Here is a 23,454-nt window from a genome sequence, read left to right on the forward strand (position 1 = left end):
AGGCGCGACCCGGGGGCCTTTCGCGTGTCACGAACTGGTTGAGACCTCTTGTGGACATGTTCATGTACTCCCTAGCCTCCGGAGTGTTGTGCAGAGCGAAACAGTCGTTGCGTATGTTGCAACGCCCTTCTGTGTCCGGAGGTTCACTGCATGAAGCCCGTGAAGTCCGTGAAGCCTGTCGAGTCCGCGAGATCCGTGAAGTCCGCGAGGTCCGCGAGGTCCGCGAGGTCCGCGAGGTCCGTGCCGCGGCTCGCCGCCGTCCTGGCCGCCGCCGCGGTCCTCGCCGCCTGCGCGCCGCAGACGTCCGACAACTCCGCCTCCGACAAGGACGAGCAGGCCGGGACCCTGCGCGTCTGGCTCTTCCAGGAGGTCGGCAACAAGCCCAAGGAGAAGGTCGTCGACTCCGTCGTCGCCGCCTTCGAGAAGGCCCACGACGACACCGAGGTCTCGGTCGAGTACATCCCCGTCGAGACCCGCGCCCAGCGCATCAAGGCCGCCTTCAACGACCCGGGGAGCGCGCCCGACGTCATCGAGTACGGCAACACCGACACCGCGGGCTATGTGAAGGACGGCGGGCTCCTCGACATCACCGAGGAGTTCGGCGCCTGGGACGAGACCGAGGACACCGACCCCACCGCCCGCCAGTCGGTCACCGTCGACGGAAAGGTCTACGGCGCCCCCTACTTCGTCGGCGTCCGCGCCCTGTACTACCGCACCGACGTCTTCGACGACCTCGGCCTCGACGTCCCCCGCACCCAGGCCGAACTGATCGCCACCGCCAAGGAGATACGGGCCGCCGAACCCGACCTGTACGGCCTCGCGGTCGGCGGCGCCTACACCTACGGCGCCATGCCCTTCGTCTGGGCCCACGGCGGTGAACTCGCCACCGGCAAGGGCGGCTCGTACGCCTCCGCCATCGACAGCCCCGCCGCGCAGAAGGGCATCAAGGCGTACACCTCGCTCTTCGGCGACGACAACTGTCCCGCGGAGACCTGCGCCGGCATGGGCGGCAACGACACCGTGACCGCGTTCGCCGCCGGCAAGGCGGGCATGGCCATCGGCGGCGACTTCAGCCACGCCGCCGTCGAGGCGGGCGAGGTCAAGGGCAAGTACGCGGTCGTCCCGCTGCCCGGGCTGAAGGAGGGGGAGACCGCGCCGGCCTTCGCGGGCGGCAACAACCTCGGCGTACTGAAGAGCACCTCGCACCGCACGCTCGCGGTCGACCTGATGCAACGGCTGGCCTCGAAGCGGACCCAGGCGGCGATGTTCGACGCGATGGGCTTCCTGCCGACCTACTCCGACGTACGCCGGCAGGCTGCGGCGAAGGAGCCGTTCGTGAAGCCCTTCGTCGAGACCCTCGCCGCGGGCACCAAATTCGTGCCGGCCTCGCCCGCCTGGTCCGGGATCGACTCCTCGCTGGTGCTGCCGACCATGTTCCAGGAGATCGTCAGCGGCCGTAAGCCGGTCGCCGAGGCGGCCGCGGACGCGGCGGCGAAGATGAACGACGCGTTCGGCACCGCCGGATGACCTCACCGGCCCACCGCACCGCCTGGACCCCCTGGCTCTATCTCGCCCCCGCCCTGATCGTCCTGGGCGGACTGCTCGCCTACCCCGTCTACCAGCTCGGCCTGATCTCCCTCTTCCACTACACCCAGGCCCAGGTCAGCGGCGGCGAGCCGACCACCTTCGAAGGGCTCGGCAACTACGCCGAGCTGTTCGGGGACCCCCGCTTCTGGGAGGTCCTGCTGGCCACCGTGGTGTTCGCCGCCGCCTGCGTGGTGTCCACCCTCGCCGTCGGATGCGCCCTCGCGGTCCTGCTCACCCGGGTCCGGGCGGTGCCGCGCCTCGCGCTGATGCTGGCCGCGCTCGGCGCCTGGGCCACCCCGGCCGTCACCGGCTCCACCGTCTGGCTGCTGCTCTTCGACGCCGAGTCCGGGCCCGTCAACCGCGTCCTGGGCCTCGGCGACCACTCCTGGACGTACGGCAGGTACAGCGCCTTCCTGCTCGTCCTGCTCGAAGTGGTCTGGTGCTCCTTCCCGTTCGTGATGGTCACCGTCTACGCCGGAATCCGCGCCGTACCCGCCGAGGTGCTGGAGGCCGCCGCGCTGGACGGCGCCTCGCAGTGGCGGATCTGGCGGTCGGTGCTCACCCCGATGCTCCGGCCGATCCTGGTCGTGGTCACCATCCAGTCCGTGATCTGGGACTTCAAGGTCTTCACCCAGATCTACGTGATGACCAACGGCGGCGGCATCGCGGGCCAGAACCTGGTGCTCAACGTGTACGCCTACCAACAGGCCTTCGCCTCCTCCGAGTACAGCCTGGGCTCCGCGATCGGCGTGGTGATGCTGCTGATCCTGCTCGCCGTGACGCTCGGATACCTGCGGCTGCTGCGCCGCCAGGGGGAGGAGCTGTGAATCTTCTCCGTGGCCTTGTGGCCCGCCCGTGGCGGTTCGCGGCGGAGGCGGCGGCCCTGCTGATCGCGGCCGTGGTCGCCCTCCCGCTCTACTGGATGGTGCTCAGCGCCTTCAGGCCGGCCGGCGAGATCGAGTCGGCCGAGGCCCGGCCCTGGACGACCGCGCCCTCCCTGGACTCCTTCCGGCGCGTCTTCGAGCAGCAGGAATTCGGCCGCTATTTCGTCAACAGCCTTGTCGTGGCGGGCACCGTCGTGATCGCCTCGGCGCTCATCGCGTTTCTCGCCGCGACCGCCGTGACCCGATTCCGGTTCCGCTTCCGGACCACCCTGCTCATCATGTTTCTGACCGCCCAGATGGTGCCCGTGGAGGCCCTCACGATCCCGCTGTTCTTCCTCATGCGCGACGCCGGCCAGCTGAACACGCTGGGCTCGCTGATCCTGCCGCACATCGCCTTCTCGCTGCCGTTCGCGATCTGGATGCTGCGCGGCTTCGTGAAGGCGGTACCCGAGTCCCTGGAGGAGGCCGCGTACCTGGACGGGGCGAGCCGGGCGCGATTCCTGTGGCAGATCCTTTTCCCGCTCGTACTGCCCGGCCTGGTGGCCACGAGCGTGTTTTCCTTCATCTCCGCCTGGAACGACTTCCTCTTCGCCAAGTCGTTCATCATCAGCGACACTTCGCAGTCCACCCTGCCGATGGCGCTGCTGGTCTTCTTCAAACCGGACGAGCCCGACTGGGGCGGCGTGATGGCCGCCTCCACGGTGATGACGATTCCGGTGCTGGTGTTCTTCGTACTCGTACAGCGACGGCTGGTCTCCGGACTGGGCGGAGCGGTAAAGGACTGACGTGACCGAACTGATTCCGGCTCCCCGCAAGGTCGCCGAGGGCTCCGGCGAGGTGCGGCTGAGCGCGCGCTCCCAGCTCTACGCCGCCCCCGGGACCGAGGGCGCCGCCCACTGGCTGACGGCCGTCCTCAGACAGTCCACCGGGCTGCCGCTGCGCGAGGGGCGGACGCCCGCCGACGCCCGCGGCGACGGCATCGCGACCCTCCTCGCCCCCGGGCTCGGCCCCGAGGAGTACCGCCTGGCCAGCGGCGACGCCGGCATCGTGATCGAGGGCGGCGACGCGGCCGGGGTCTTCCGCGGCGCCCAGACCCTGCGCCAGCTCCTCGGCCCCGAGGCCCACCGCAGGGCACCGCTGGACCGCGGCCGCGTCTGGGCGGTGCCCCATGTCACCGTCGAGGACGCGCCCCGGTTCCGCTGGCGGGGCCTCATGCTCGACGTCGCCCGGCACTTCATGCCGAAGGAAGGCGTGCTGCGCTACCTGGATCTGATGGCCGCGCACAAACTCAACGTCCTCCACTTCCACTTGAGCGACGACCAGGGCTGGCGCGTCGAGATCAGGAAGTACCCGCGGCTCACCGAGGTCGGTTCCTGGCGGGCCCGCACGAAATTCGGCCACCGCGCCTCACCGCTGTGGGAGGACAAGCCGCACGGCGGCTTCTACACCCAGGACGACATCCGGGAGATCGTCGCCTACGCCGCCGAGCGGCATATCACCGTCGTCCCCGAAATCGACATCCCCGGCCACTCGCAGGCCGCCATCGCCGCGTACCCGGAACTCGGCAACACCGACGTCGTCGACACCGCCTCCCTGACCGTGTGGGACAACTGGGGAATCTCCGCGAACGTACTCGCCCCCACCGAACACACCCTGCGCTTCTACGAGGACGTGTTCGAGGAACTCCTGGAGCTGTTCCCCTCGGAGTTCGTCCATGTCGGCGGCGACGAATGCCCCAAGGAGCAGTGGCGCGACTCGCCCGCCGCGCAGGCCCGTATCGAGGAACTCGGTGTCGACGGCGAGGACGGACTCCAGGCCTGGTTCATCGCGCACTTCGACTCCTGGCTCTCCGCGCGCGGGCGCCGGCTCATCGGCTGGGACGAGATCCTGGAAGGCGGTCTCGCCGAGGGCGCCGCGGTCTCCTCGTGGCGCGGCTACGCGGGCGGAATCGCCGCCGCCCGCGCGGGACACGACGTCGTCATGTGCCCCGAGCAGCACGTCTACCTGGACTACCGGCAGGCGCCGGGCGCGGACGAACCGGTGCCGATCGCCTATGTCCGCACCCTGGAGGACGTCTACCGCTTCGAGCCCGTTCCGCCCGAGCTGACCGAGGGGGAGGCGCGCCATGTGCTCGGGACGCAGGCCAACGCGTGGTCGGAGGTGACGGAGGACCAGGCCCGCGTGGACTACCAGGTGTTCCCGCGGCTCGCGGCCTTCGCCGAGGTGGCCTGGAGCGAGTTGCCGGCGCCCGGCGAGCGGGACTTCGCCGACTTCGAGCGGCGGATGGCGGTCCACTACCGGCGGCTCGACGCGCTCGGCGTCGCCTACCGCCCGCCCGCCGGACCGCTGCCGTGGCAGCGGCGCCCCGGAGTGCTCGGCCGGCCCCTGGAGGGAGAGCCCCCGAACCGGTAGGGGAGAAACCGCTCGGGCGTCACCGAAGAGTGGCAATTCCCGCACACCGGCGAAGAGGTGCGAAAACGGACCATCCCGCCGGTGAAGTGGGCGAATGCCTCCTAGCGGACCCCCGCGTTCGGCTCCCGCGAAGATGTGCCAGAGTTGCCACGTCCGCCCTGTCAGCACGTACCGTACGGCAGCAACAGGTGGGACCAGGTGGGGCAGCGGGAAGGGGCAGCCGGTTTGACCACGCACGCACCGCAGGCGGGGCAGGCCGTCACGCTGCCCACGACTCTGGACGAGGCCGTGGCGGCGCTGGCAGCCATGCCGGCCGCCGTCCCCGTGGCCGGCGGCACCGACCTCATGGCCGCCGTCAACTCCGGACAGCTCAGGCCGACCGCGCTGGTCGGCCTCGGCCGGATCAGCGAGATCCGCGGCTGGCAGTACCAGGACGGGCACGCCCTGCTGGGCGCCGGGCTCACCCACGCGCGCATGGGCCGTCCCGACTTCGCGGCCCTCATCCCGGCGCTCGCCGCGTCCGCGCGCGCCGCGGGCCCGCCGCAGATCCGCAACGCCGGCACCCTCGGCGGCAACATCGCCACCGCCGCGCCCACCGGTGACGCGCTGCCGGTGCTGGCCGCCCTGGAGGCGACGCTGATCGTCGCCGGGCAGCACGGGGCCCGCCGGGAGATCCCGGTGTCGCACCTGCTGGCCGGCATGGAGATGCTCCGGGCCGGCGAACTCATCGGCTTCGTGCGCGTACCGCTGCTGCACGCCCCGCAGGTCTTCCTCAAGGCGACCGGACGGACCGGCCCCGGCCGCGCGACCGCCTCCGTCGCCCTCGTCCTCGACCCCGCGCGCCGGGGTGTGCGCTGCGCCGTGGGCGCCATCGCGCCGATGCCGCTGCGGCCCCTGGACGCCGAGCAGTGGGTCGCGCAGCTGATCGACTGGGACAACGACCGCGCCATCGTTCCGGAGGCGCTGGCCGCCTTCGGCGAGTACGTCGCCGCGGCCTGCATCCCCGACCCGGCCCCGGCCGAGGACGGCACCGTGGACCCGCTCCCGCCCGCCGTACTGCACCTGCGGCGGACCGTCGCCGCGCTGGCCCGACGAGCACTCGGGAGGGCGCTGTCGTGACCGACGACCAGCACGGAGAGGGCGCCCCGCAGGGGCCCGCCCGCTGGGACCCGCTGCCCCAGGGCGACTACGACGACGGCGCCACCGCCTTCGTCAAGCTCCCCGAGGGGGGCATCGACGCCCTGCTCGCCTCCGCGGACAGCCCGCTGGCCGCGCCCGGGCACGGCTATGTGCCGCCGGCCATCACGGTCTCGCCCGCCACCGCGGACACCGACCCGGCGGCCACCGGCTCCTGGTCGATGCCCGCGGGCGCCGTCCAGTGGCCCGACGCGAACGCCGGGAACGCCGGCAACCCCGGTGGCGAGGAGGCCGGCAACGACCGGTTCACCTACCACCCCGGTGCCACCGGCCAGTGGAACTTCGAGGACGCCTCCGGCGCCGGAGACGCGGGGCAGGCGCCCGGCCAGGACGTCACCGGCCAGTGGTCCATCCCCCTCGCGGGCGGTGACCTTCCCGACGAATCGGGCGAGTTCACCACGTCGTCGCTGGTGGAGCAGTGGGGCGGCAACCCGCCCGCCACGCTGCCCGGCGGCGCGTCCGCGCCCTGGGCCACCGAGGCGATCGGCGAGCCGTGGGGCAGGCCCGCCGACGCGCCCGCCGAGCCCGACGCCCCGCACCCGCACGCTCCCGGCGAGGCCGTACCCGGGCCGCGCGCCCAGGACGGCCCCGAGGACGCCCCAGAGGGCTCACAGGGCGCCCCGCGGGCCCGTGAGGCCGACGGGGACGACGGGGACGCCCACGCGCCGGAGAACGGCGCCGAGAGCGCCCCGGACGCCTCGGCCCCCGTCGACGCCCCGGAGCCCGAGGACGCCGCCGCCTCCCTGCCCGGCGAGGAACACCCCCTCGCCTCCTACGTGCTGCGCGTCAACGGCGCCGACCGGCCCGTCACCGACGCGTGGATCGGCGAGTCGCTGCTGTACGTGCTGCGGGAGCGGCTCGGCCTCGCGGGCGCCAAGGACGGCTGCTCGCAGGGTGAGTGCGGCGCCTGCAACGTCCAGGTCGACGGCAGGCTCGTCGCCTCCTGCCTGGTGCCCGCCGTGACCGCCGCCGGCAGCGAGGTCCGTACCGTCGAGGGCCTGGCCGTCGACGGACAGCCCTCCGACGTGCAGCGCGCGCTCGCCCGGTGCGGCGCCGTGCAGTGCGGCTTCTGCGTGCCCGGCATGGCGATGACCGTGCACGACCTGCTGGAGGGCAACCCCGCCCCCACCGAGCTGGAGACCCGCCAGGCGCTCTGCGGCAACCTCTGCCGCTGCTCCGGCTACCGGGGTGTCGTCGACGCCGTCAAGGACGTCGTCGCCGAACGCGAGGCGCACAGCGCCGCCGACGGCGAGGACGACCCCGACGAGGCCCGCATCCCGCACCAGGCCGGCCCCGGGGCCGGCGGGGTCCGCCCGTCGGCGTTCGGCGGCCCCGGCTCCCCGGCACCGCATGACCAGGCGTACGGACAGGACGGAGGCCAGGCGTGAGCAACGAAGCCGCCACCGCGCCCACCCCCGCGGAGGCCGCCCCCGCCCCCGAACCGATCCCGCACGGCCTCGGCGCCTCCCTGCCGGCCGCCGACGCCCGGGCCAAGACCGAGGGCACCTTCCCCTACGCGGCCGACCTGTGGGCCGAGGGCCTGCTGTGGGCGGCCGTGCTGCGCGCCCCGCACGCGCACGCGCGCATCGTCTCCATCGACACCACGCACGCGCGCGACATGCCCGGCGTGCGCGCCGTCGTCACCCACGAGGACGTCCCCGGCGAACCCCTGCACGGCCGCGGCCGTGCGGACCGCCCGGTGTTCGCCTCCGAGGTCGTGCGCCACCAGGGCGAGCCCATCGCCGCCGTCGCCGCCGACCACCCCGACACCGCGCGCATGGCCGCGGCGGCCGTCATCGTCGAGTACGAGGTGCTCGACCCGGTCACCGACCCCGAGCAGGCCTTCGAGGCCGAGCCGCTGCACCCCGACGGCAACCTGATCCGGCACATCCCGCTGCGCCACGGCGACCCCGACGCGGCCGCCGACCTCGTCGTGGAGGGCCTCTACCGCATCGGCCGCCAGGACCCCGCGCCCATCGGCGCCGAGGCCGGCCTCGCGGTGCCGCGCCCGGACGGCGGGGTGGAGCTGTACCTGGCCTCCACCGACCCGCACACCGACCGCGACACCGCCGCCGCCTGCTACGGACTGGCCCCCGACCGCGTCAAGGTCGTCGTCACCGGCGTCCCCGGCGCCACCGCCGACCGCGAGGACCAGGGCTTCCAGCTGCCCCTCGGCCTGCTCGCGCTGAAGACCGGCTGCCCGGTGAAGCTGACGGCGACCCGCGAGGAGTCCTTCCTCGGCCACCCCCATCGGCACCCCACGCTGCTGCGCTACCGCCACCACGCCGACACCGACGGCCGGCTGGTCAAGGTCGAGGCGCAGATCCTGCTCGACGCGGGCGCGTACGCGGACACCTCCGCCGAGGCGCTCGCCGCGGCAGTCTCCTTCGCCTGCGGCCCGTACGTCGTCCCGAACGCCTTCATCGAGGGCTGGGCGGTGCGCACCAACAACCCGCCGTCGGGCCATGTGCGCGGCGAGGGCGCCATGCAGGTCGCCGCCGCCTACGAGGCGCAGATGGACAAGCTGGCCAAGAAACTCGGCGTCGACCCGGCGGAACTGCGGCTGCGCAACGTCCTGTCCACCGGCGACGTCCTGCCCACCGGCCAGACCGTCACCTGCCCGGCACCGGTCGCCGAACTCCTCCAGGCGGTACGGGACTTCCCGCTGCCGCCGCTGCCCAAGGACACCCCCGAGGACGAGTGGCTGCTGCCCGGCGGCCCCGAGGGCGCGGGCGAACCCGGCGCGGTCCGCCGCGGCGTGGGCTACGGGCTCGCCATGGTCCACATGCTCGGCGCGGAGGGCGCGGACGAGGTCTCCACGGCGACCGTCAAGGTCCATGACGGGATCGCCACCGTCCTGTGCGCGGCGGTGGAGTCGGGACAGGGCTTCACGACGCTGGCCCGCCAGATCGTCCAGGAGACCCTCGGCATCGACGAGGTCCACGTCGCCCCCGTCGACACCGACCAGCCGCCGGCCGGCCCGGGCTGCCGCGGCCGCCACACCTGGGTGTCCGGCGGCGCCGTGGAGCGCGCGGCGAAGATGGTCCGCACCCAGCTGCTCCAGCCCCTGGCGCACAAGTTCGGCATGTCCACCGAACTGCTCCAGATCACCGACGGCAAGATCACCTCGTACGACGGGGTGCTGTCGACGACCGTCACCGAGGCGATGGACGGCAAGGAGCTGTGGGCGACCGCGCAGTGCCGCCCGCACCCCACCGAGCCCCTCGACGAGCACGGCCAGGGCGACGCCTTCGTCGGTCTCGCCTTCTGCGCGATCCGCGCGGTCGTGGACGTCGACATCGAACTGGGCTCGGTCCGGGTGGTGGAGATGGCGCTCGCCCAGGACGTGGGCCGGGTGCTCAACCCCGCCCAGCTGGCGGCGCGCATCGAGGCCGGTGTCACGCAGGGCGTCGGCATAGCGCTCACCGAGAACCTGCGCACCGCCCGCGGCACGATCCGCCACCCCGACCTGACCGGGTACGCCCTGCCGACCGCCCTGGACGCCCCGGACATCCGGATCGTGAAGCTGGTGGAGGAGCGGGACGTGGTGGCGCCGTTCGGCGCGAAGGCGGTCAGCGCGGCGCCGGTGGTGACCTCCCCGGCCGCCATCGCCTCCGCGGTGCGCGCGGCGACGGGCCGTCCGGTGAACCGGCTGCCGATCCGTCCGCAGGCGGCCGTCGTGACCGGCGGCGCGTGAGGCGCCGAGCGGGCGTTGTCAGTGGTGGCGCGTAGGGTTCCGAGGGAACGGGGCACGAACGGGGGAACACCATGATCGCGACGATGACCAGGCCGGAGCCGCCGCGCTGCGGCGATCGGCTGCTCACCACGCTCGCGCTGGTCGCGGGCCCGGAGCCGGACCGCCGTGCGGCGTCGGGCCTGGCCGTCTCGGTCCCGCCGAGGCTGCTCGCCGAGGAGTTCGGGCGCGGCCGGCTGATGCGCTTCGAGGACGTCGACTTCCCGGCGGCGCTCACCCATGAGCCGACCCGCGGCTTCCTGCGCGAGACGGGCCTGCCCGAGGAGCACGCCCTGTTCCGCCTGGACACGGAGGCCGTGCTGCCGACGCTGACGGAGGCCCACGCGGACGATGCCGCCCCGGACCTCCCGCCGGACGCGGACCGCCTGATCGTCCTCGGCCACCTTCAGGGCCCGGAGATCCCCACCGTGCTGCTCCTGCACGGCACCACGGGCACCCTGCTGACCCGCACCGAGGCCGACCCGACGCCCCACGCACTGGACGCCGACGTCTCCGCCCTGGCCTTCACCCTGTGGCTGCTGCACCGGGACACCGCACCGGCGACAGGCGCCTGACAGGCACGACGGGTGCGACGCCGGGACGCGTCGCACCCGCCGGGCGGGCGGAACCGGAGGCCGTGGCGGGATTCGAACCCACGTAACTCGCTTTGCAGGCGAGCCCCTGAACCACTCGGGCACACGGCCGTGTTTGTGGTTCGACCGTAGGCGGGGCCGGGGGAGGGGATCAAGGGATCCCCGGGTGGTGCAACACGACCGCCATGGCGCGTTCATAAAAGGCGTTCATGGAACGGGGCTCGCGGGGGCCCGGTCCTACGACCAAGGTCGCAGGGGCGGACGACTTTGGGACAGGGGTAAAACCGGGGAGCGCGCCTTACGCTGACGGGCATGACCGCCCTCGACCCGAGCGACACCGATGTCGCCCACGCCGCGCCGCCCGACGCCCTCGGCACCGAGACCGTGCTCAGCCGCTCCTACCGCGCGCTCAGCATCGGGATCGTCTCCGTCGTCCTGCTGATCGCCTTCGAGGCCACGGCCGTCGGAACGGCCATGCCGGTCGCGGCCCGGGAGCTGGACGGGGTGTCGCTGTACGCGTTCGCCTTCTCGGGGTTCTTCACCACCTCGCTCTTCGGGATGGTGCTCGCCGGGCAGTGGGCGGACCGGCGCGGACCCGTCGGGCCGGTGACGGCCGGTATCGCCGCCTTCGCCGCCGGGCTGCTGCTCGCGGGGACGGCCGGCGCCATGTGGCTGTTCGTCCTCGGCCGCGCCGTCCAGGGGCTCGGCGGCGGCCTGGTCATCGTCGGGCTGTACGTCGTGATCGGTCGCGCCTACCCGGAACGGCTGCGGCCCGCGATCGTCGCCGCGTTCGCCGCCAGCTGGGTCGTGCCCTCGATCGTCGGCCCGCTCGCCTCCGGCGCCGTCACCGAGCACATAGGCTGGCGCTGGGTGTTCCTCGGGATCCCGGCGCTCGTCGTCCTTCCGCTCGCCCTCGCCCTGCCGCAGATCAAGCACCGGGCCTCCGGCCCCGTCGCCGGCACGGCCCCCTCCTTCGACCGCCGCCGCATCCGGCTCGCCCTCGGCATCTCCCTGGGCGCCGGCCTCCTGCAGTACGCCGCCCAGGACCTGCGCCCGCTCTCCCTGCTGCCCGCGGCCGCGGGCGCCGCCCTGCTCGTCCCGGCCGTCCTCGGCCTGCTCCCGCGCGGCACCTACCGCGCCGCCCGGGGGCTGCCCTCCGTCGTGCTGCTGCGCGGGGTGGCCTCCGGGTCGTTCATCGGCGCCGAGTCCTTCGTACCGCTGATGCTGGTCACCCAGCGGGGGCTGTCGCCGACGCTGGCCGGGTTCTCCCTCGCGGCCGGCGGCCTGACCTGGGCCGCGGGCTCCTGGGTGCAGTCCCGGCCCCGCCTGGAGCCGTACCGGGACCGGCTGACGACCTTCGGCATGGTGCTGGTGGCCGTGGCCATCGCCGCCGCACCGAGCGTGCTGGTCGAGTCCGTGCCGGTCTGGACGCTGGCCGCGGCCTGGGCGGTCGGCTGCTTCGGGATGGGCCTGGTGATCTCCTCCGCCAGCGTGCTCCTGCTGAAGCTCTCCGCCCCCGAGGAGGCCGGCACCAACTCCGCCTCCCTGCAGATCTCCGACGCCCTGTCCAACGTGGTCCTGCTCTCCGTCGTCGGCGCGGCCTTCGCGGCCCTCGGCGGCGGCACGGCGGGCCACGCGGCGGCCGAGGCGTCCGGATCGCACCCGGCGGCCTTCGCGGCGGTGTTCCTCCCGCTGGCACTGGTGGCGTCGGCCGGCGTGTGGGTGACGACCCGGCTGCGGACCCCCACCTGAGTGGTACCGATATGACCCCATGAAGTGGTACCGTTTTGGTATGGCCATGAACCTGCGTCTGCGCGACGACCAGACCGAAGCACTGAAGCTGCGCGCCGAAGAAGAGGGCGTCAGCATGCACGCGATACTGCTGCGGGCCGTGGACGACTATCTGGCGAGGACCGCGCACGAGGCGCTCGTCCGCAAGGCCGCCAAGGAGCAGACCGCCAAGTGGGCCGAACTGCTGGAGCGGCTCAAGTGACCTGTGTCTACCTCTCCGCCGAGGACGTCCTGGCCATCGCCGCGCATGCCGTCGATGACCAGGACGTCGTCGTACGGGACGCGGGGCTGCTGGAGTCGGCCGTGCATCGCCCCTCCGCCGCGATGTTCGGTCAGGAGGCGTACGACGACCTCTTCGGCAAGGCGGCCGCGCTGCTCCAGTCGTTGGTGATCAACCACCCCTTCATCGACGGGAACAAGCCCACGGCCTGGGTGTCCTGCGCCGTTTTCCTGGCCATGAACGACGTACAGCTGCGGCCCGACATCGACGCCGCCGAACGGCTCGTGATCGACGTGTCGACCGGCAGCCTGGACGAGGTGAAAGCGATCTCCGCCGCACTGCGCGCGCTGGCCGAGCAGACGATGTGACCTCCGTCCCACCCACGGGCGACCCGGGCCTGTCCGCGCGTTGACAGGGGGCGGGCGCCGGTAGGGTGACCCGGTCGTCGTACGCTGCCCGGAACCGGAGACCGTGACTACTACCGCCTCCACCTCCCACCACCTTTCCCCCGCCTTCCCCGGCCGTGCCCCGTGGGGTACCGCGGGCAAGCTGCGTGCCTGGCAGCAGGGGGCGATGGAGAAGTACATCCAGGAGCAGCCGCGTGACTTCCTCGCGGTCGCCACACCCGGTGCCGGCAAGACGACCTTCGCGCTGACGCTGGCCTCCTGGCTGCTGCACCACCACGTCGTCCAGCAGGTGACCGTGGTCGCGCCGACCGAGCACCTGAAGAAGCAGTGGGCGGACGCGGCCGCGCGGATAGGCATCAAGCTGGACCCGGAGTACAGCGCCGGCCCGCTCGGCAAGGACTACCAGGGCGTCGCCGTGACCTACGCGGGTGTCGGCGTACGGCCCATGCTGCACCGCAACCGCGTCGAGCAGCGCAAGACCCTCGTCATCCTCGACGAGATCCACCACGCCGGTGACTCCAAGTCCTGGGGCGAGGCCTGCCTGGAGGCGTTCGAGCCCGCCACGCGCCGGCTCGCGCTCACCGGCACCCCGTTCCGGTCCGACACCAACCCCATCCCGTTCGTCGCGTACGAGGAGGACAACGCCGGTATCCGGCGGTCGGCCGCCGACTACACCTACGGTTACGGCAACGCGCTCGCCGACCATGTCGTGCGGCCCGTCATCTTCCTCTCCTACAGCGGCAACATGCGCTGGCGCACCAAGGCCGGCGACGAGATCGCCGCCCGCCTCGGCGAGCCGATGACCAAGGACGCCGTCTCGCAGGCCTGGCGCACCGCGCTCGACCCGCGCGGCGAGTGGATGCCGAGCGTGCTGCGCGCCGCCGACCAGCGGCTGACCGAGGTCCGCAAGGGCATCCCCGACGCGGGCGCCCTCGTCATCGCCTCCGACCAGGACTCCGCCCGCGCCTACGCCAAGCTCATCCGCGAGATCACCGGCACCAAGGCCACCCTCGTCCTGTCCGACGACACCGGCGCCTCCCAGCGCATCGACGACTTCAGCGAGAGCAACGACCGGTGGATGGTCGCGGTGCGCATGGTGTCGGAAGGCGTCGACGTGCCGCGCCTCGCGGTCGGCGTCTACGCCACCACCATCTCCACCCCGCTGTTCTTCGCCCAGGCCGTCGGCCGCTTCGTACGCTCCCGCCGCCGCGGCGAGACCGCCTCCGTCTTCCTGCCGACCGTGCCCGACCTGCTCACCTTCGCCAACGAGATGGAGGTCGAGCGCGACCACGCCCTCGACAAGCCGAAGAAGGAGGGCGAGGAGGACCCCTACGCCGAGTCCGAGAAGGAGATGGAGGAGGCGAACAAGGAGCAGGACGAGGACACCGGCGAACAGGAGCAGTTCTCCTTCGAGGCGCTGGAGTCCGAGGCCGTCTTCGACCGGGTCCTCTACGACGGCGCCGAGTTCGGCATGCAGGCCCACCCCGGCAGCGAGGAGGAGCAGGACTACCTCGGCATCCCCGGGCTGCTGGAGCCGGACCAGGTGCAGATGCTGCTCCAGAAGCGGCAGGCCCGGCAGATCGCGCACAGCCGCAAGAAGCCGGACTCCGAGGCCGACCTGCTGGAACTCCCCGCCGAGCGGCGGCCCGTCGTCTCCCACAAGGAGATGATGGAACTGCGCAAGCAGCTCAACACCATGGTCAGCGCCTACGTCCACCAGAGCGGCAAGCCGCACGGTGTGATCCACACCGAGCTGCGCCGGGTCTGCGGGGGACCGCCGAGCGCCGAGGCGACGGCCGGGCAGCTCCGCCAGCGCATCGCGAAGGTCCAGGAGTGGGCCACCCGCATGCGCTGACCGGCCCTCGGGCGCGACGCCGGGTGAGGCTTCTGCGACGCCGGGTGATGTACGTAACAGGACAAACGCAGGCGGGCCGTATCGGCCGCTGCCCGGATTCTGGACGGAGCCTTCCGCTCAGCGGACCGCCTTCGCTAATGTCCCGCTACGCACACGCCCCGTGGCAGCGCCGCCGCGGAGCGCAGCCGTGAAGCGACGCGGTCCGGACAGGCCGGACCGCCGGCCGATCGGCGGCCTCTGAAGCGCGTCGCCGACGGGACTCGGTGACGCATATGCCGCGAGGGGGCCGTCGACCTCACCACTAAGGAGTGGGCGTCGTGACCGCGGAGACCTCTCAGACGCTCGACCGGGGACTGCGCGTCCTCAAGCTGCTGGCCGACACCGACCATGGGCTGACCGTCACCGAGCTTTCCCACAAGCTGGGCGTCAACCGGACCGTTGTGTACCGGTTGTTGGCCACGCTCGAACAGCATGCCCTGGTCCGCCGCGACCTGGGAGGCCGGGCCCGGGTCGGGCTCGGCGTACTGCGCCTGGGCCGCCAGGTGCACCCCCTGGTCCGCGAGGCCGCGCTGCCCGCGCTGCGCTCCCTCGCCGAGGACATAGGGGCGACGGCCCACCTGACGCTCGTGGACGGCTCCGACGCCCTCGCCGTCGCGGTCGTGGAGCCGACCTGGACGGACTATCACGTGGCCTACCGGGCCGGGTTCCGGCACCCCCTGGAGCGCGGCGCCGCGGGCAAGGCGATCCTCTCGGCCCGCCTCCAGCCCCAGGAGGAGCCCGGCTACACCCTGACCCACGGCGAACTGGAGGCGGGCGCGAGCGGAGCCGCCGCCCCGCTGCTCGGGGTGACCGGGGTCGAGGGCAGCGTCGGCGTCGTGATGCTGGCGGACGCGGTACCGGAGCGGGTGGGCCCGCGCGTGGTGGACGCGGCCCGGGAAGTGGCCGAGGCGCTGCGCTGAGGCCCGGGGACGACCGGGAGGAGCCGGCACCGGCCCGTGGCGGCCGCCGCAGGCCGGGGGACGGGTGGCCGGGACCGCGCGGATGCCGGCCACGTTAGATTGACCCCGTGCTCTCTCGTCTCTCTCGTCCCCAGGCCCTCGCCGTCTGCGCGCTCCCGGTCGTGGGCCTGCTGGCCGCCGCCGTCCTCGTGCCGCTGCCGTTCGCGCTGACGCAGCCCGGCATGACGGCGAACGTGCTGGGCGAGAACAAGGGCGAGCCGGTGATCACGATCTCCGGGGCCCCCACCCGGGACACCACCGGGCAGCTGCGGATGACGACCATCGAGGCCACCGGCCCCGACGTCGACGTCTCCCTGGGGGACCTGCTCGACTCCTGGTTCCGCACCGACCGCGCGGTGATGCCCAAGGACGCCGTCTACCCCGGCGGCAGGAACACCGACGAGATCGAGGAGTACAACACCGAGCAGATGCGCGAGTCCCAGGACGCCGCCTCCGAGGCCGCCCTGAACCACCTCGGCCTCGACCCGGCGAAGGTCAAGGTGGACCTGGAGCTCTCCGACGTCGGCGGCCCCAGCGCCGGTCTGCTCTTCTCCCTCGGCATCATCGACAAGCTGGACGGCGACGGCACCGGCGGCGACCTCACCGGCGGCCGCACCATCGCCGGCACGGGCACCATCGACGCCGCCGGCAAGATCGGCCCCGTCGGCGGGGTCGCCCTGAAGACGCAGGCCGCGCACCGGGACGGCGCGACCGTGTTCCTGGTCCCCGAGGCCGAGTGCTCCGACGCGCAGGCCGAACTTCCCGAGGGCCTGCGCCTCATCCCGGTCACCACCCTCAAGGGCACCGTCGACTCCCTGATCGCCCTGGAGTCCGGCAAGGGCAAGGTCCCCAGCTGCTAGCTCACCCCTCCTTGACGAACCCCTCCTCCAGCATCCAGTCCAGCGCCACCTCGTGCGGGTCCTGCCCCTCCACGTCCACCTTGGCGTTCAGCTTCTGCGCCACCGTGTTGTCCAGCCGCGCGGTCACCGGCGCCAGCACCTCCGCGATCGCCGGCCACTCCTCGAGCGTGTCCGTGTTGATCTCGGGCGCCGCGTTGTAGTTGGGGAAGAACTTCCGGTCGTCCTCCATGACGGCCAGGTTCATGGACCGGATCCGCCCGTCGGTGGTGAAGACCTCCCCGAACGTGCAACTCCCCTTCGCCGCCTCGGTGTAGATGATCCCGGTGTCCATCTGGGTGATGTTCCCGGTCGGCAGGTCCATCCCGTACGCCTTCTCCATGCCCGGCAGCCCGTCCGCACGGTTGGCGAACTCGGCCTCCACGCACACCGTCACCGCCCCGGGGTCCGTCGCGGCCAGCTCGGCCACGTCGGAGAGGGTCCTGGTGCCGTACTTCTCGGAGTTCTCCTGGTTCATCGCCAGCGCGTAGGTGTTGTTCAGGGCGGACGGCTCCAGCCAGGTCAGCCCGTTCTCCAGGTCGGCGTCGCGCACCGCCTCCCACTGCCGCCGCGGGTCGTCGATGGGCTCGCTGTTGCCCTGGTACGTGATCCAGGCGGTGCCCGTGTACTCGTACATCCCGTCCGCGTCCCCCGACTTGACCGCCTCGCGCGCCCCGATCGACCCCTGGATGCCGGTGCGGTCCAGCACCTTCGCGCCCGCCGCCTCGAAGGCGATGCCCATGATCGCGCCGAGGATGAGCTGCTCGGTGAACTCCTTGGAGGTCACGGTCAGATCGGCGCCCTCCAGCGGCAGACCCCGGCCGATCGTGCCCGGCACCACGTCGTCGACCATCGGCGATCCGCTGGTCAGCCCGCACCCCGAGCCCGCCACCAGGACACCGGCCAGCACCGCCGCGCAGGCCCGGCGCCTCATGTGCCCGCCTCCAGTCCCCGCGGCCGCAGCAGCAGTTCGGCCAGGGACGCCAGCCAGTCCACCAGCAGTGCCAGGGAGACCGTGAGGATCGCGCCGAGCATCAGCACCGGCATGCGCTGCGTGGTGATCCCCGTCGTGATCAGCACGCCCAGGCCGCCGCCCCCGCCGAAGGTGGCCAGGGTCGCCGTACCGACGTTCAGGACCAGCGCCGTACGCACGCCCGCGAGGATCAGCGGTACCGCCAGCGGGAGTTCGACCCGGGAGAGCACGCCCGTGGTGGACATCCCGATGCCCCGCGCCGCCTCCAGCAGGGTCGGGTCGTTGGCCTTCAGGCCCGCGACCGTGTTCGACAGCACCGGCAGGATGGCGTAGACGGTGATGCCGATCAGGGCCGCCTTCATCCCGGTGCCGAGCCAGATCACCAGCAGCGCGAGCAGGCCGATCGCCGGGGTCGCCTGCCCCATGTTGGCGATGGTCATCGCGATCGGGGTGGCCTTGCGGAACGCCTCGCGGGTCAGCAGGATGCCCAGCGGGATCGCGATGACCAGGACGAAGAAGGTCGAGATCACGGTCAGTTCGATGTGCTGCCACAGGGCCTCGGACACCACACCGCTCGCCAGCGCGTTCTCCGAGATCGGGTCCAGGTCGGCCTGCTGGAACCACAGCCAGGTCCCCAGCAGCAGCGCCACCAGGACCGCCGGCAGGAAGGTCAGCTTCTGCCAGGTCACCCGGGGCCGGGCCACCGCCGGGGGCGGCGGCGCCTCCTGCTCGGCCTCGCCCTCGTCGCGGAAGGCGAGCCCCTTGACCTCGTGCTCGCCCTCGGGACGCCGTTCGGGGGACTGCGCGGGGCTCGTCACGCCTTCGCCTCCCCGCCGTCGCCCTCCTGCTCGGCGTGGGTCCGCTCGCTGCGGGCGTGCTCCAGCTCGTGCTGGTGCTCCATCGCCTCCAGCCGGTCCGCCTCCAGCAGTTCGTGCACGGAGTTCATCAGCGTCTCCATGTCCACCACACCGTCGTACTCGCCGCGCCGCCCGGTGACCGCGACCCGGCCCGCGTTGTCGGTGAGGACCGCCTCCAGCGCGTCGCGCAGGGTGGCGTCCCGGGTGACCGTGTCGTGCACCAGCGTGCCCGCCCGGGCCAGTGAGCCCTTGGCCCGCATCAGGTCGCCGCGGCGCAGCCACTTGTAGGGGCGGCGGCGCTTGTCGAGCAGCAGGATCTCGTTGGTGCCGCTGGAGCGGAGCAGGTTGAAGATCTCCTGGAGCGGGTCGTCCACGGTCACCGTCGGATAGTCGGTGATCTCCACGTCCCGCACCCGGGTCAGGTTCAGCCGCTTCAGCGCCGCCCCGGCCCCGACGAACCCCGAGACGAAGTCGTCGGCCGGGTTGGTGAGGATCGCCTCCGGGGTGTCGAACTGGGCGATGTGCGAGCGTTCGCGCAGCACCGCGATCCGGTCGCCCAGCTTGATCGCCTCGTCGAAGTCATGGGTGACGAAGACGATCGTCTTGTGCAGTTCGTGCTGGAGCCGGATCAGCTCGTCCTGGAGATGGTCACGGGTGATCGGGTCGACCGCGCCGAACGGCTCGTCCATCAGCAGCACCGGCGGATCAGCGGCCAGCGCCCGGGCCACCCCCACCCGCTGCTGCTGGCCGCCCGACAGCTGGCGCGGGTAGCGGCCGTGGAACTCGCCCGGGTCCAGCCCCACCAGGTCCAGCAGCTCCTCCACCCGGTTCCTGATCCGGGTCTTGGACCAGCCGACCATCTTCGGCACCAGCCCGATGTTCTGCGCGACCGTCATGTGCGGGAAGAGACCGGCCGACTGGATCGCGTAGCCCACCTTGCGGCGCAGCTTCACCGGGTCGATGTCGGTGACGTCCTCGCCGTTGATGCGGATCCGGCCGCCGGTCGGTTCGATCAGCCGGTTGATCATCTTCAGGGTGGTGGACTTCCCGCAGCCGGACGGGCCCACGAAGATGACGGTCTCGCCCGCCTGGATCTCCATGTCCACGTTGTCCACGGCCGGGGCCGCACTGCCCGGGTACCGCTTGGTGAGGCTCTCCAGCTCGATCGACGCGCCGGACGTACTGGACTCAGACACGGATCCCCCTGGGAATGGTCAGCCGCCCGAGCAGGACGTAGGCGGCGTCGAACAGCAGGGCCAGGACGATGATCCCGAGGGTGCCCGCGAGCACCTGGTTGAGCGCGTTCTTGCTGCCCAGGGAGGCGATCCCGCGGAAGATCTCGTTGCCCAGACCCGGCCCGGAGGCGTAGGCGGCGATGGCCGCGATGCCCATCAGCATCTGCGTGGAGACCCTGATCCCGGTCAGGATCGGCGGCCAGGCCAGCGGCAGCTCGATCCGCAGCAGCCGCATCGGCCGGGACATCCCGATGCCGGTGGCCGCGTCCACCAGGGTCGGGTCGACACCGCGCAGCCCGACGATCGAGTTGCGCACGATCGGCAGCAGCCCGTACAGGGTCAGCGCGATCACCGTGGGCGGGACACCCAGACCCACGATCGGGATGAGCAGGCCGATCATGGCGAGCGAGGGGATGGTCAGCAGCGTCGACGTGGTCGTCGTCGCCAGGTTCCCGGCCCATTCGCTCCGGTAGGTGACCACACCGATCAGCACGCCCAGCAGGGTCGCGACGACCATGCACTGGAACACGGCGCTCGCGTGCTGATACGCGTCCGCGAAGAGCTGCCGGTGGGTGGCGCTCAGGTACTCCCAGAAGTTCACATCGCTCACCCCACCGGTCGGCCGTCTGGCGCTAGCTCCTCTCCCGGTCCTCCGCCGCCTGCTCCACCAGCGGGATGATCCGCAGCGGAACGGGGTTCTCCATCACGATCGCGGTCGAGGCCCGGACGATCCCATCAAAACCGACAACCCGGTCGATGACCCGTTGCAGATCGGCGTTCGAGCGGGCCACCAGCCGGCACAGCATGTCCCCGCTGCCGGTGGTCGTGTGCAGCTCCAGCACCTCCGGAACCGTCGCCAAGTGCGCCCGTACGTCCGGCCCTTGGCCCTGCCGGATCTGGAGCGTGGCGAAGGCGGTGACCGGGTAGCCGAGCGCCGCCGGCTCCACCTGCGGGCCGAACCCGCGGATGACTCCGTTCGACTGAAGCCGGTCCAGCCGCGCCTGCACCGTCCCGCGCGCCACCTCCAGCCGCCGGGACATCTCCAGCACCCCGATCCTCGGCTCGCGCGCGAGCAGCACGATGATGCGCCCGTCCAGACGATCGATCGCCACAGGGCCTCCCGGCACTGGTCATCCTGTACAGAAAGCCCGCACGGGCGGGCCCGACGCTGCACACATTGTCCAGCGAATACGCGAACTATTGCGCACCTTGCGAGGCAGAGCCAGGCTGCCGCTATGACGCAGACCACTCACCACACTCCCGACACCGCCCGGCAGGCCGACCCCTTCCCGGTCAAGGGAATGGACGCGGTCGTCTTCGCCGTGGGCAACGCCAAGCAGGCGGCGCACTACTACTCCACCGCCTTCGGCATGAAGCTGGTCGCCTACTCCGGACCGGAGAACGGCACCCGCGAGACCGCCTCGTACGTCCTGGAGAACGGCTCCGCCCGCTTCGTCCTCACCTCGGTCATCAAGCCCGCCACCGAGTGGGGCCACTTCCTCGACCGGCACGTGGCCGAGCACGGCGACGGCGTCGTCGACCTCGCCATCGAGGTCCCGGACGCCCGCGCCGCGTACGCCTACGCCATCGAGCACGGCGCCCGCTCCGTCACCGAGCCGTACGAGCTGAAGGACGAGCACGGCACCGTCGTCCTCGCCGCCGTCGCCACCTACGGCGAGACCCGCCACACCCTCGTCGAGCGCACCGGCTACGACGGCCCCTACCTGCCCGGCTACGTCGCCGCGAACCCGATCGTCGAGCCGCCCGCCCAGCGCACCTTCCAGGCGATCGACCACTGCGTCGGCAACGTCGAACTCGGCCGCATGAACGAGTGGGTCGGCTTCTACAACAAGGTCATGGGCTTCACGAACATGAAGGAGTTCGTGGGCGACGACATCGCCACCGAGTACAGCGCCCTGATGTCGAAGGTGGTCGCCGACGGCACGCTCAAGGTCAAGTTCCCGATCAACGAGCCCGCCGTCGCCAAGAAGAAGTCCCAGATCGACGAGTACCTGGAGTTCTACGGCGGCGCCGGCGTCCAGCACATCGCGCTGAACACCAACGACATCGTCGCCACCGTCCGCACCATGCGCGCGGCCGGAGTCCAGTTCCTCGACACCCCGGACTCCTACTACGACACCCTCGGCGAGTGGGTCGGCGACACCCGCGTCCCCGTGGAGACCCTCCGCGAGCTGAAGATCCTCGCCGACCGCGACGAGGACGGCTACCTGCTGCAGATCTTCACCAAGCCGGTCCAGGACCGCCCGACCGTCTTCTTCGAACTCATCGAACGCCACGGCTCGATGGGCTTCGGCAAGGGCAACTTCAAGGCCCTGTTCGAGGCCATCGAGCGCGAGCAGGCCAAGCGCGGCAACCTCTAGCCGTCCTCGTCCGCGCCCTCTTCCCCGGGCAGCGGCACGTCCGCGGGTTCGCCGAGTCCCACGAGGGCCTGGCGGGCCCGCGGGACGTGCAGCGCGGAGAACCACGGATTGATCCGCAACGCCTCCTGGAGATGCCGCCGGGCGGGCCCGGACAGCCGCAGGTCCCGCTCGATCATCCCGCGGTGGTACGTGTACAGGGCGCTGCGCACCCCGCCGCCCTTCGTCCCGTCCGTCGCGATCCTCGCGAACCGCAGCGCCTCCTCGTCCTGTCCGGCCCGGTGCAGCGCCCAGCCCAGCGCGTCCGCCACCGCGATCCCCGGCTGCCGCCGCCACTCGGCCCGCAACCGCCGCACCGCCGCCACCGGATCCCCGTGGTCCGCCTCGAACTGGCCCAGCACCAGCTCCCCGTCCACCCCGCCCGCCGCGGCCCGCCGCACCTGCTCGCGCAGGGTGTCGTACTGCACCCGGGCGGCCTGCCCGAGCCCCAGCGACTCGTACAGCTCGCCCAGCTCCAGCGCGTACTGGGGGAGCGGCTGCTTGGCGAGGGCGACCCGGTACGCGTTCAGCGCCTCGGTCGTACGGCCCAGCGCCGCCAGCGCCCGGCCCTGCCCGGCCAGCGCGGCCCGCTGATCGGGGTCGAGCCGTACCGCCTCCTGGAAATGACGCAGGGCCGCCTCACGGTCCCCGCGCTCGAACGCCAGCTGCCCGCCCCGCTCCAGGTACGCCGCCCGCTCCGCCGGGGCCTCGGCGCCCGCCGCCGCGTCCGAGAGGGAGGCCGCCGCGTCCTCGCGCCAGCCGTGGTCCCGGTACACCCCGCCCGCCCTGGCCAGCGCCGCGGGACCGGTCCGCAGCTCCAGCAGCCGGTCCAGGGCCTTCTTCGCGGCCTTGTGGTCACCGAGCCCCGTGTAGGCGTCGATCAGCGGCGGATACGTCGTCCACCGCTTCGGCGCCAGCTCCCGCGCGGCCTCGCCCCACTTCCGCGCGGCGGGGAAGTCCCGGCGGGCGCCCGCCAGCACCGACAGCCCGCCCAGCGCCTCCACATTGCCCCGGGCCCGCTCCCGCAACGACCGCCGCAGCGCCCGCTCCGCCCGCGGGAAGTACTCCGCGTCCGCGGTGCGCCGCCCCTGCTCCACATAGGCGGACCCCAGCACCGCCCACGACTCCGCGTCCCGGGGATGGTCCCGCAGATGGCTCTCCCGGTCCTCGATCAGCACCGCCAGATCGGGCAGCGCGGCCGGCACCCCGGTGGTCACCGCGGCCAGCGCCTGCGCGCCCGGCGCCGGGGAGACGGGGCCCGTCCGCTGCCCCCACGGCAGCAGCGTCAGCACGCCCCCGAGCACGGCACACCCCACGACCGAACCGGCCAGCACCCGTCGGCCCGGGCGCCGGCGCCGCTCCTGCTGTTGCTTCTCCATGGCGCTCACTGTGCGTCAGC

The 23,454-nt window shown here is 72.3% G+C and carries 21 protein-coding genes and 1 tRNA gene; 15 read left to right on the forward strand and 7 right to left on the reverse strand.

Annotated elements, in window-relative coordinates; all coding sequences use genetic code 11:
* The first annotated feature begins 240 nt into the window (after window positions 1-240).
* The 8 genes from ABT296_RS27140 (at window position 241) to ABT296_RS27175 (ending at window position 10,388) form a co-directional block, all read left to right on the forward strand.
* Window positions 241-1,527 (forward strand): extracellular solute-binding protein, encoded by a 1,287-nt coding sequence (locus ABT296_RS27140; RefSeq protein WP_351931263.1) that lies wholly within the window; start codon window positions 241-243, stop codon window positions 1,525-1,527.
* Window positions 1,524-2,414, forward strand: a complete 891-nt coding sequence (locus ABT296_RS27145) for a carbohydrate ABC transporter permease (RefSeq protein WP_351931264.1) — start codon at window positions 1,524-1,526, stop codon at window positions 2,412-2,414. The genes ABT296_RS27140 and ABT296_RS27145 overlap by 4 nt, the downstream gene beginning before the upstream one ends.
* Window positions 2,411-3,256, forward strand: coding sequence for a carbohydrate ABC transporter permease (locus tag ABT296_RS27150; protein WP_351931265.1), 846 nt, complete (start codon window positions 2,411-2,413; stop codon window positions 3,254-3,256). Before ABT296_RS27145 ends, ABT296_RS27150 begins: the two co-directional genes overlap by 4 nt.
* A gap of 1 nt (window position 3,257) precedes the next feature.
* Complete coding sequence (locus ABT296_RS27155) at window positions 3,258-4,883, forward strand: beta-N-acetylhexosaminidase (protein WP_351931266.1); 1,626 nt, start codon at window positions 3,258-3,260, stop codon at window positions 4,881-4,883.
* Between the two features lie 225 nt (window positions 4,884-5,108).
* The gene (locus ABT296_RS27160) at window positions 5,109-6,002 is read left to right on the forward strand and encodes an FAD binding domain-containing protein (RefSeq protein WP_351931267.1); all 894 of its coding nucleotides are present in this window, start codon (window positions 5,109-5,111) and stop codon (window positions 6,000-6,002) included.
* A complete protein-coding gene (locus ABT296_RS27165; protein ID WP_351931268.1) occupies window positions 5,999-7,468 on the forward strand; it encodes a 2Fe-2S iron-sulfur cluster-binding protein in 1,470 nt (489 codons plus the stop codon). Before ABT296_RS27160 ends, ABT296_RS27165 begins: the two co-directional genes overlap by 4 nt.
* A complete protein-coding gene (locus tag ABT296_RS27170; RefSeq protein ID WP_351931269.1) occupies window positions 7,465-9,777 on the forward strand; it encodes a xanthine dehydrogenase family protein molybdopterin-binding subunit in 2,313 nt (770 codons plus the stop codon). Before ABT296_RS27165 ends, ABT296_RS27170 begins: the two co-directional genes overlap by 4 nt.
* 83 nt (window positions 9,778-9,860) lie before the next feature.
* The gene (locus ABT296_RS27175; RefSeq protein ID WP_351931270.1) at window positions 9,861-10,388 is read left to right on the forward strand and encodes an SUKH-4 family immunity protein; all 528 of its coding nucleotides are present in this window, start codon (window positions 9,861-9,863) and stop codon (window positions 10,386-10,388) included.
* A 57-nt stretch (window positions 10,389-10,445) separates the two neighbouring features.
* On the opposite strand, the gene ABT296_RS27180 is transcribed toward ABT296_RS27175, so the two are convergent.
* Window positions 10,446-10,517: transfer RNA gene (locus ABT296_RS27180), tRNA-Cys, on the reverse strand.
* A gap of 201 nt (window positions 10,518-10,718) precedes the next feature.
* On the opposite strand from ABT296_RS27180, the gene ABT296_RS27185 reads away from it, so the two are divergent.
* The 6 genes from ABT296_RS27185 (at window position 10,719) to ABT296_RS27210 (ending at window position 16,537) form a co-directional block, all read left to right on the forward strand.
* Window positions 10,719-12,158, forward strand: a complete 1,440-nt coding sequence (locus ABT296_RS27185) for an MFS transporter (protein ID WP_351931271.1) — start codon at window positions 10,719-10,721, stop codon at window positions 12,156-12,158.
* 40 nt (window positions 12,159-12,198) lie between these two features.
* Window positions 12,199-12,399, forward strand: a complete 201-nt coding sequence (locus ABT296_RS27190) for a ribbon-helix-helix protein, CopG family (protein WP_016826066.1) — start codon at window positions 12,199-12,201, stop codon at window positions 12,397-12,399.
* Entirely contained in the window at window positions 12,396-12,785 is a 390-nt protein-coding gene (locus ABT296_RS27195) for a type II toxin-antitoxin system death-on-curing family toxin (protein WP_351931272.1), read from the forward strand. The genes ABT296_RS27190 and ABT296_RS27195 overlap by 4 nt, the downstream gene beginning before the upstream one ends.
* A 103-nt stretch (window positions 12,786-12,888) precedes the next feature.
* On the forward strand, window positions 12,889-14,679 hold the full coding sequence (locus ABT296_RS27200) for a DEAD/DEAH box helicase (RefSeq protein ID WP_351931273.1): 1,791 nt from the start codon (window positions 12,889-12,891) through the stop codon (window positions 14,677-14,679).
* A gap of 317 nt (window positions 14,680-14,996) precedes the next feature.
* Window positions 14,997-15,638 carry an IclR family transcriptional regulator gene (locus ABT296_RS27205; RefSeq protein WP_351931274.1) on the forward strand — a complete coding sequence of 214 codons (642 nt, stop codon included), beginning with the start codon at window positions 14,997-14,999 and terminating at the stop codon, window positions 15,636-15,638.
* Window positions 15,639-15,745: 107 nt separating this feature from the next.
* Entirely contained in the window at window positions 15,746-16,537 is a 792-nt protein-coding gene (locus ABT296_RS27210; RefSeq protein WP_351931275.1) for a S16 family serine protease, read from the forward strand.
* 1 nt (window position 16,538) lies between these two features.
* On the opposite strand, the gene ABT296_RS27215 is transcribed toward ABT296_RS27210, so the two are convergent.
* From ABT296_RS27215 to ABT296_RS27235, 5 genes are read right to left on the reverse strand one after another with little or no spacing between them, the layout of a single operon-like run.
* Entirely contained in the window at window positions 16,539-17,507 is a 969-nt protein-coding gene (locus ABT296_RS27215; protein ID WP_351931276.1) for a glycine betaine ABC transporter substrate-binding protein, read from the reverse strand.
* Complete coding sequence (locus tag ABT296_RS27220; protein WP_351931277.1) at window positions 17,504-18,364, reverse strand: ABC transporter permease; 861 nt, start codon at window positions 18,362-18,364, stop codon at window positions 17,504-17,506. The genes ABT296_RS27215 and ABT296_RS27220 overlap by 4 nt, the downstream gene beginning before the upstream one ends.
* The gene (locus tag ABT296_RS27225; protein ID WP_351931278.1) at window positions 18,361-19,599 is read right to left on the reverse strand and encodes a betaine/proline/choline family ABC transporter ATP-binding protein; all 1,239 of its coding nucleotides are present in this window, start codon (window positions 19,597-19,599) and stop codon (window positions 18,361-18,363) included. Before ABT296_RS27225 ends, ABT296_RS27220 begins: the two co-directional genes overlap by 4 nt.
* A complete protein-coding gene (locus ABT296_RS27230; protein ID WP_351931292.1) occupies window positions 19,592-20,239 on the reverse strand; it encodes an ABC transporter permease in 648 nt (215 codons plus the stop codon). Before ABT296_RS27230 ends, ABT296_RS27225 begins: the two co-directional genes overlap by 8 nt.
* Window positions 20,240-20,270: 31 nt before the next feature.
* Window positions 20,271-20,750, reverse strand: a complete 480-nt coding sequence (locus ABT296_RS27235; RefSeq protein WP_351931279.1) for an Lrp/AsnC family transcriptional regulator — start codon at window positions 20,748-20,750, stop codon at window positions 20,271-20,273.
* 123 nt (window positions 20,751-20,873) lie between these two features.
* Between ABT296_RS27235 and hppD the strand changes: the two genes are divergently transcribed.
* Window positions 20,874-22,019: a 4-hydroxyphenylpyruvate dioxygenase gene (gene hppD / locus ABT296_RS27240; RefSeq protein ID WP_351931280.1), complete on the forward strand. Its 1,146-nt coding sequence runs from the start codon at window positions 20,874-20,876 to the stop codon at window positions 22,017-22,019.
* Here the strand turns inward: hppD and ABT296_RS27245 are convergent.
* Window positions 22,016-23,434 (reverse strand): tetratricopeptide repeat protein, encoded by a 1,419-nt coding sequence (locus tag ABT296_RS27245; RefSeq protein ID WP_351931281.1) that lies wholly within the window; start codon window positions 23,432-23,434, stop codon window positions 22,016-22,018. The two genes, hppD and ABT296_RS27245, sit on opposite strands and share 4 nt — an antisense overlap.
* Window positions 23,435-23,454 lie beyond the last annotated feature (20 nt).

Origin of the sequence: Streptomyces sp. NPDC000983, assembly GCF_040299205.1 — a bacterium.
Classification (GTDB): domain Bacteria; phylum Actinomycetota; class Actinomycetes; order Streptomycetales; family Streptomycetaceae; genus Streptomyces.

Bases quoted from the DNA above. Each gene is read 5' to 3' on its own strand.
- ABT296_RS27145 (WP_351931264.1), top strand. From the start codon at position 1,524: ATGACCTCACCGGCCCACCGCACCGCCTGGACCCCCTGGCTCTATCTC.
- ABT296_RS27175 (WP_351931270.1), top strand. From the start codon at position 9,861: ATGACCAGGCCGGAGCCGCCGCGCTGCGGCGATCGGCTGCTCACCACG.
- ABT296_RS27185 (WP_351931271.1), top strand. From the start codon at position 10,719: ATGACCGCCCTCGACCCGAGCGACACCGATGTCGCCCACGCCGCGCCG.
- ABT296_RS27190 (WP_016826066.1), top strand. From the start codon at position 12,199: ATGGCCATGAACCTGCGTCTGCGCGACGACCAGACCGAAGCACTGAAG.
- ABT296_RS27215 (WP_351931276.1), bottom strand. From the start codon at position 17,507: ATGAGGCGCCGGGCCTGCGCGGCGGTGCTGGCCGGTGTCCTGGTGGCG.
- hppD (WP_351931280.1), top strand. From the start codon at position 20,874: ATGACGCAGACCACTCACCACACTCCCGACACCGCCCGGCAGGCCGAC.
- ABT296_RS27245 (WP_351931281.1), bottom strand. From the start codon at position 23,434: ATGGAGAAGCAACAGCAGGAGCGGCGCCGGCGCCCGGGCCGACGGGTG.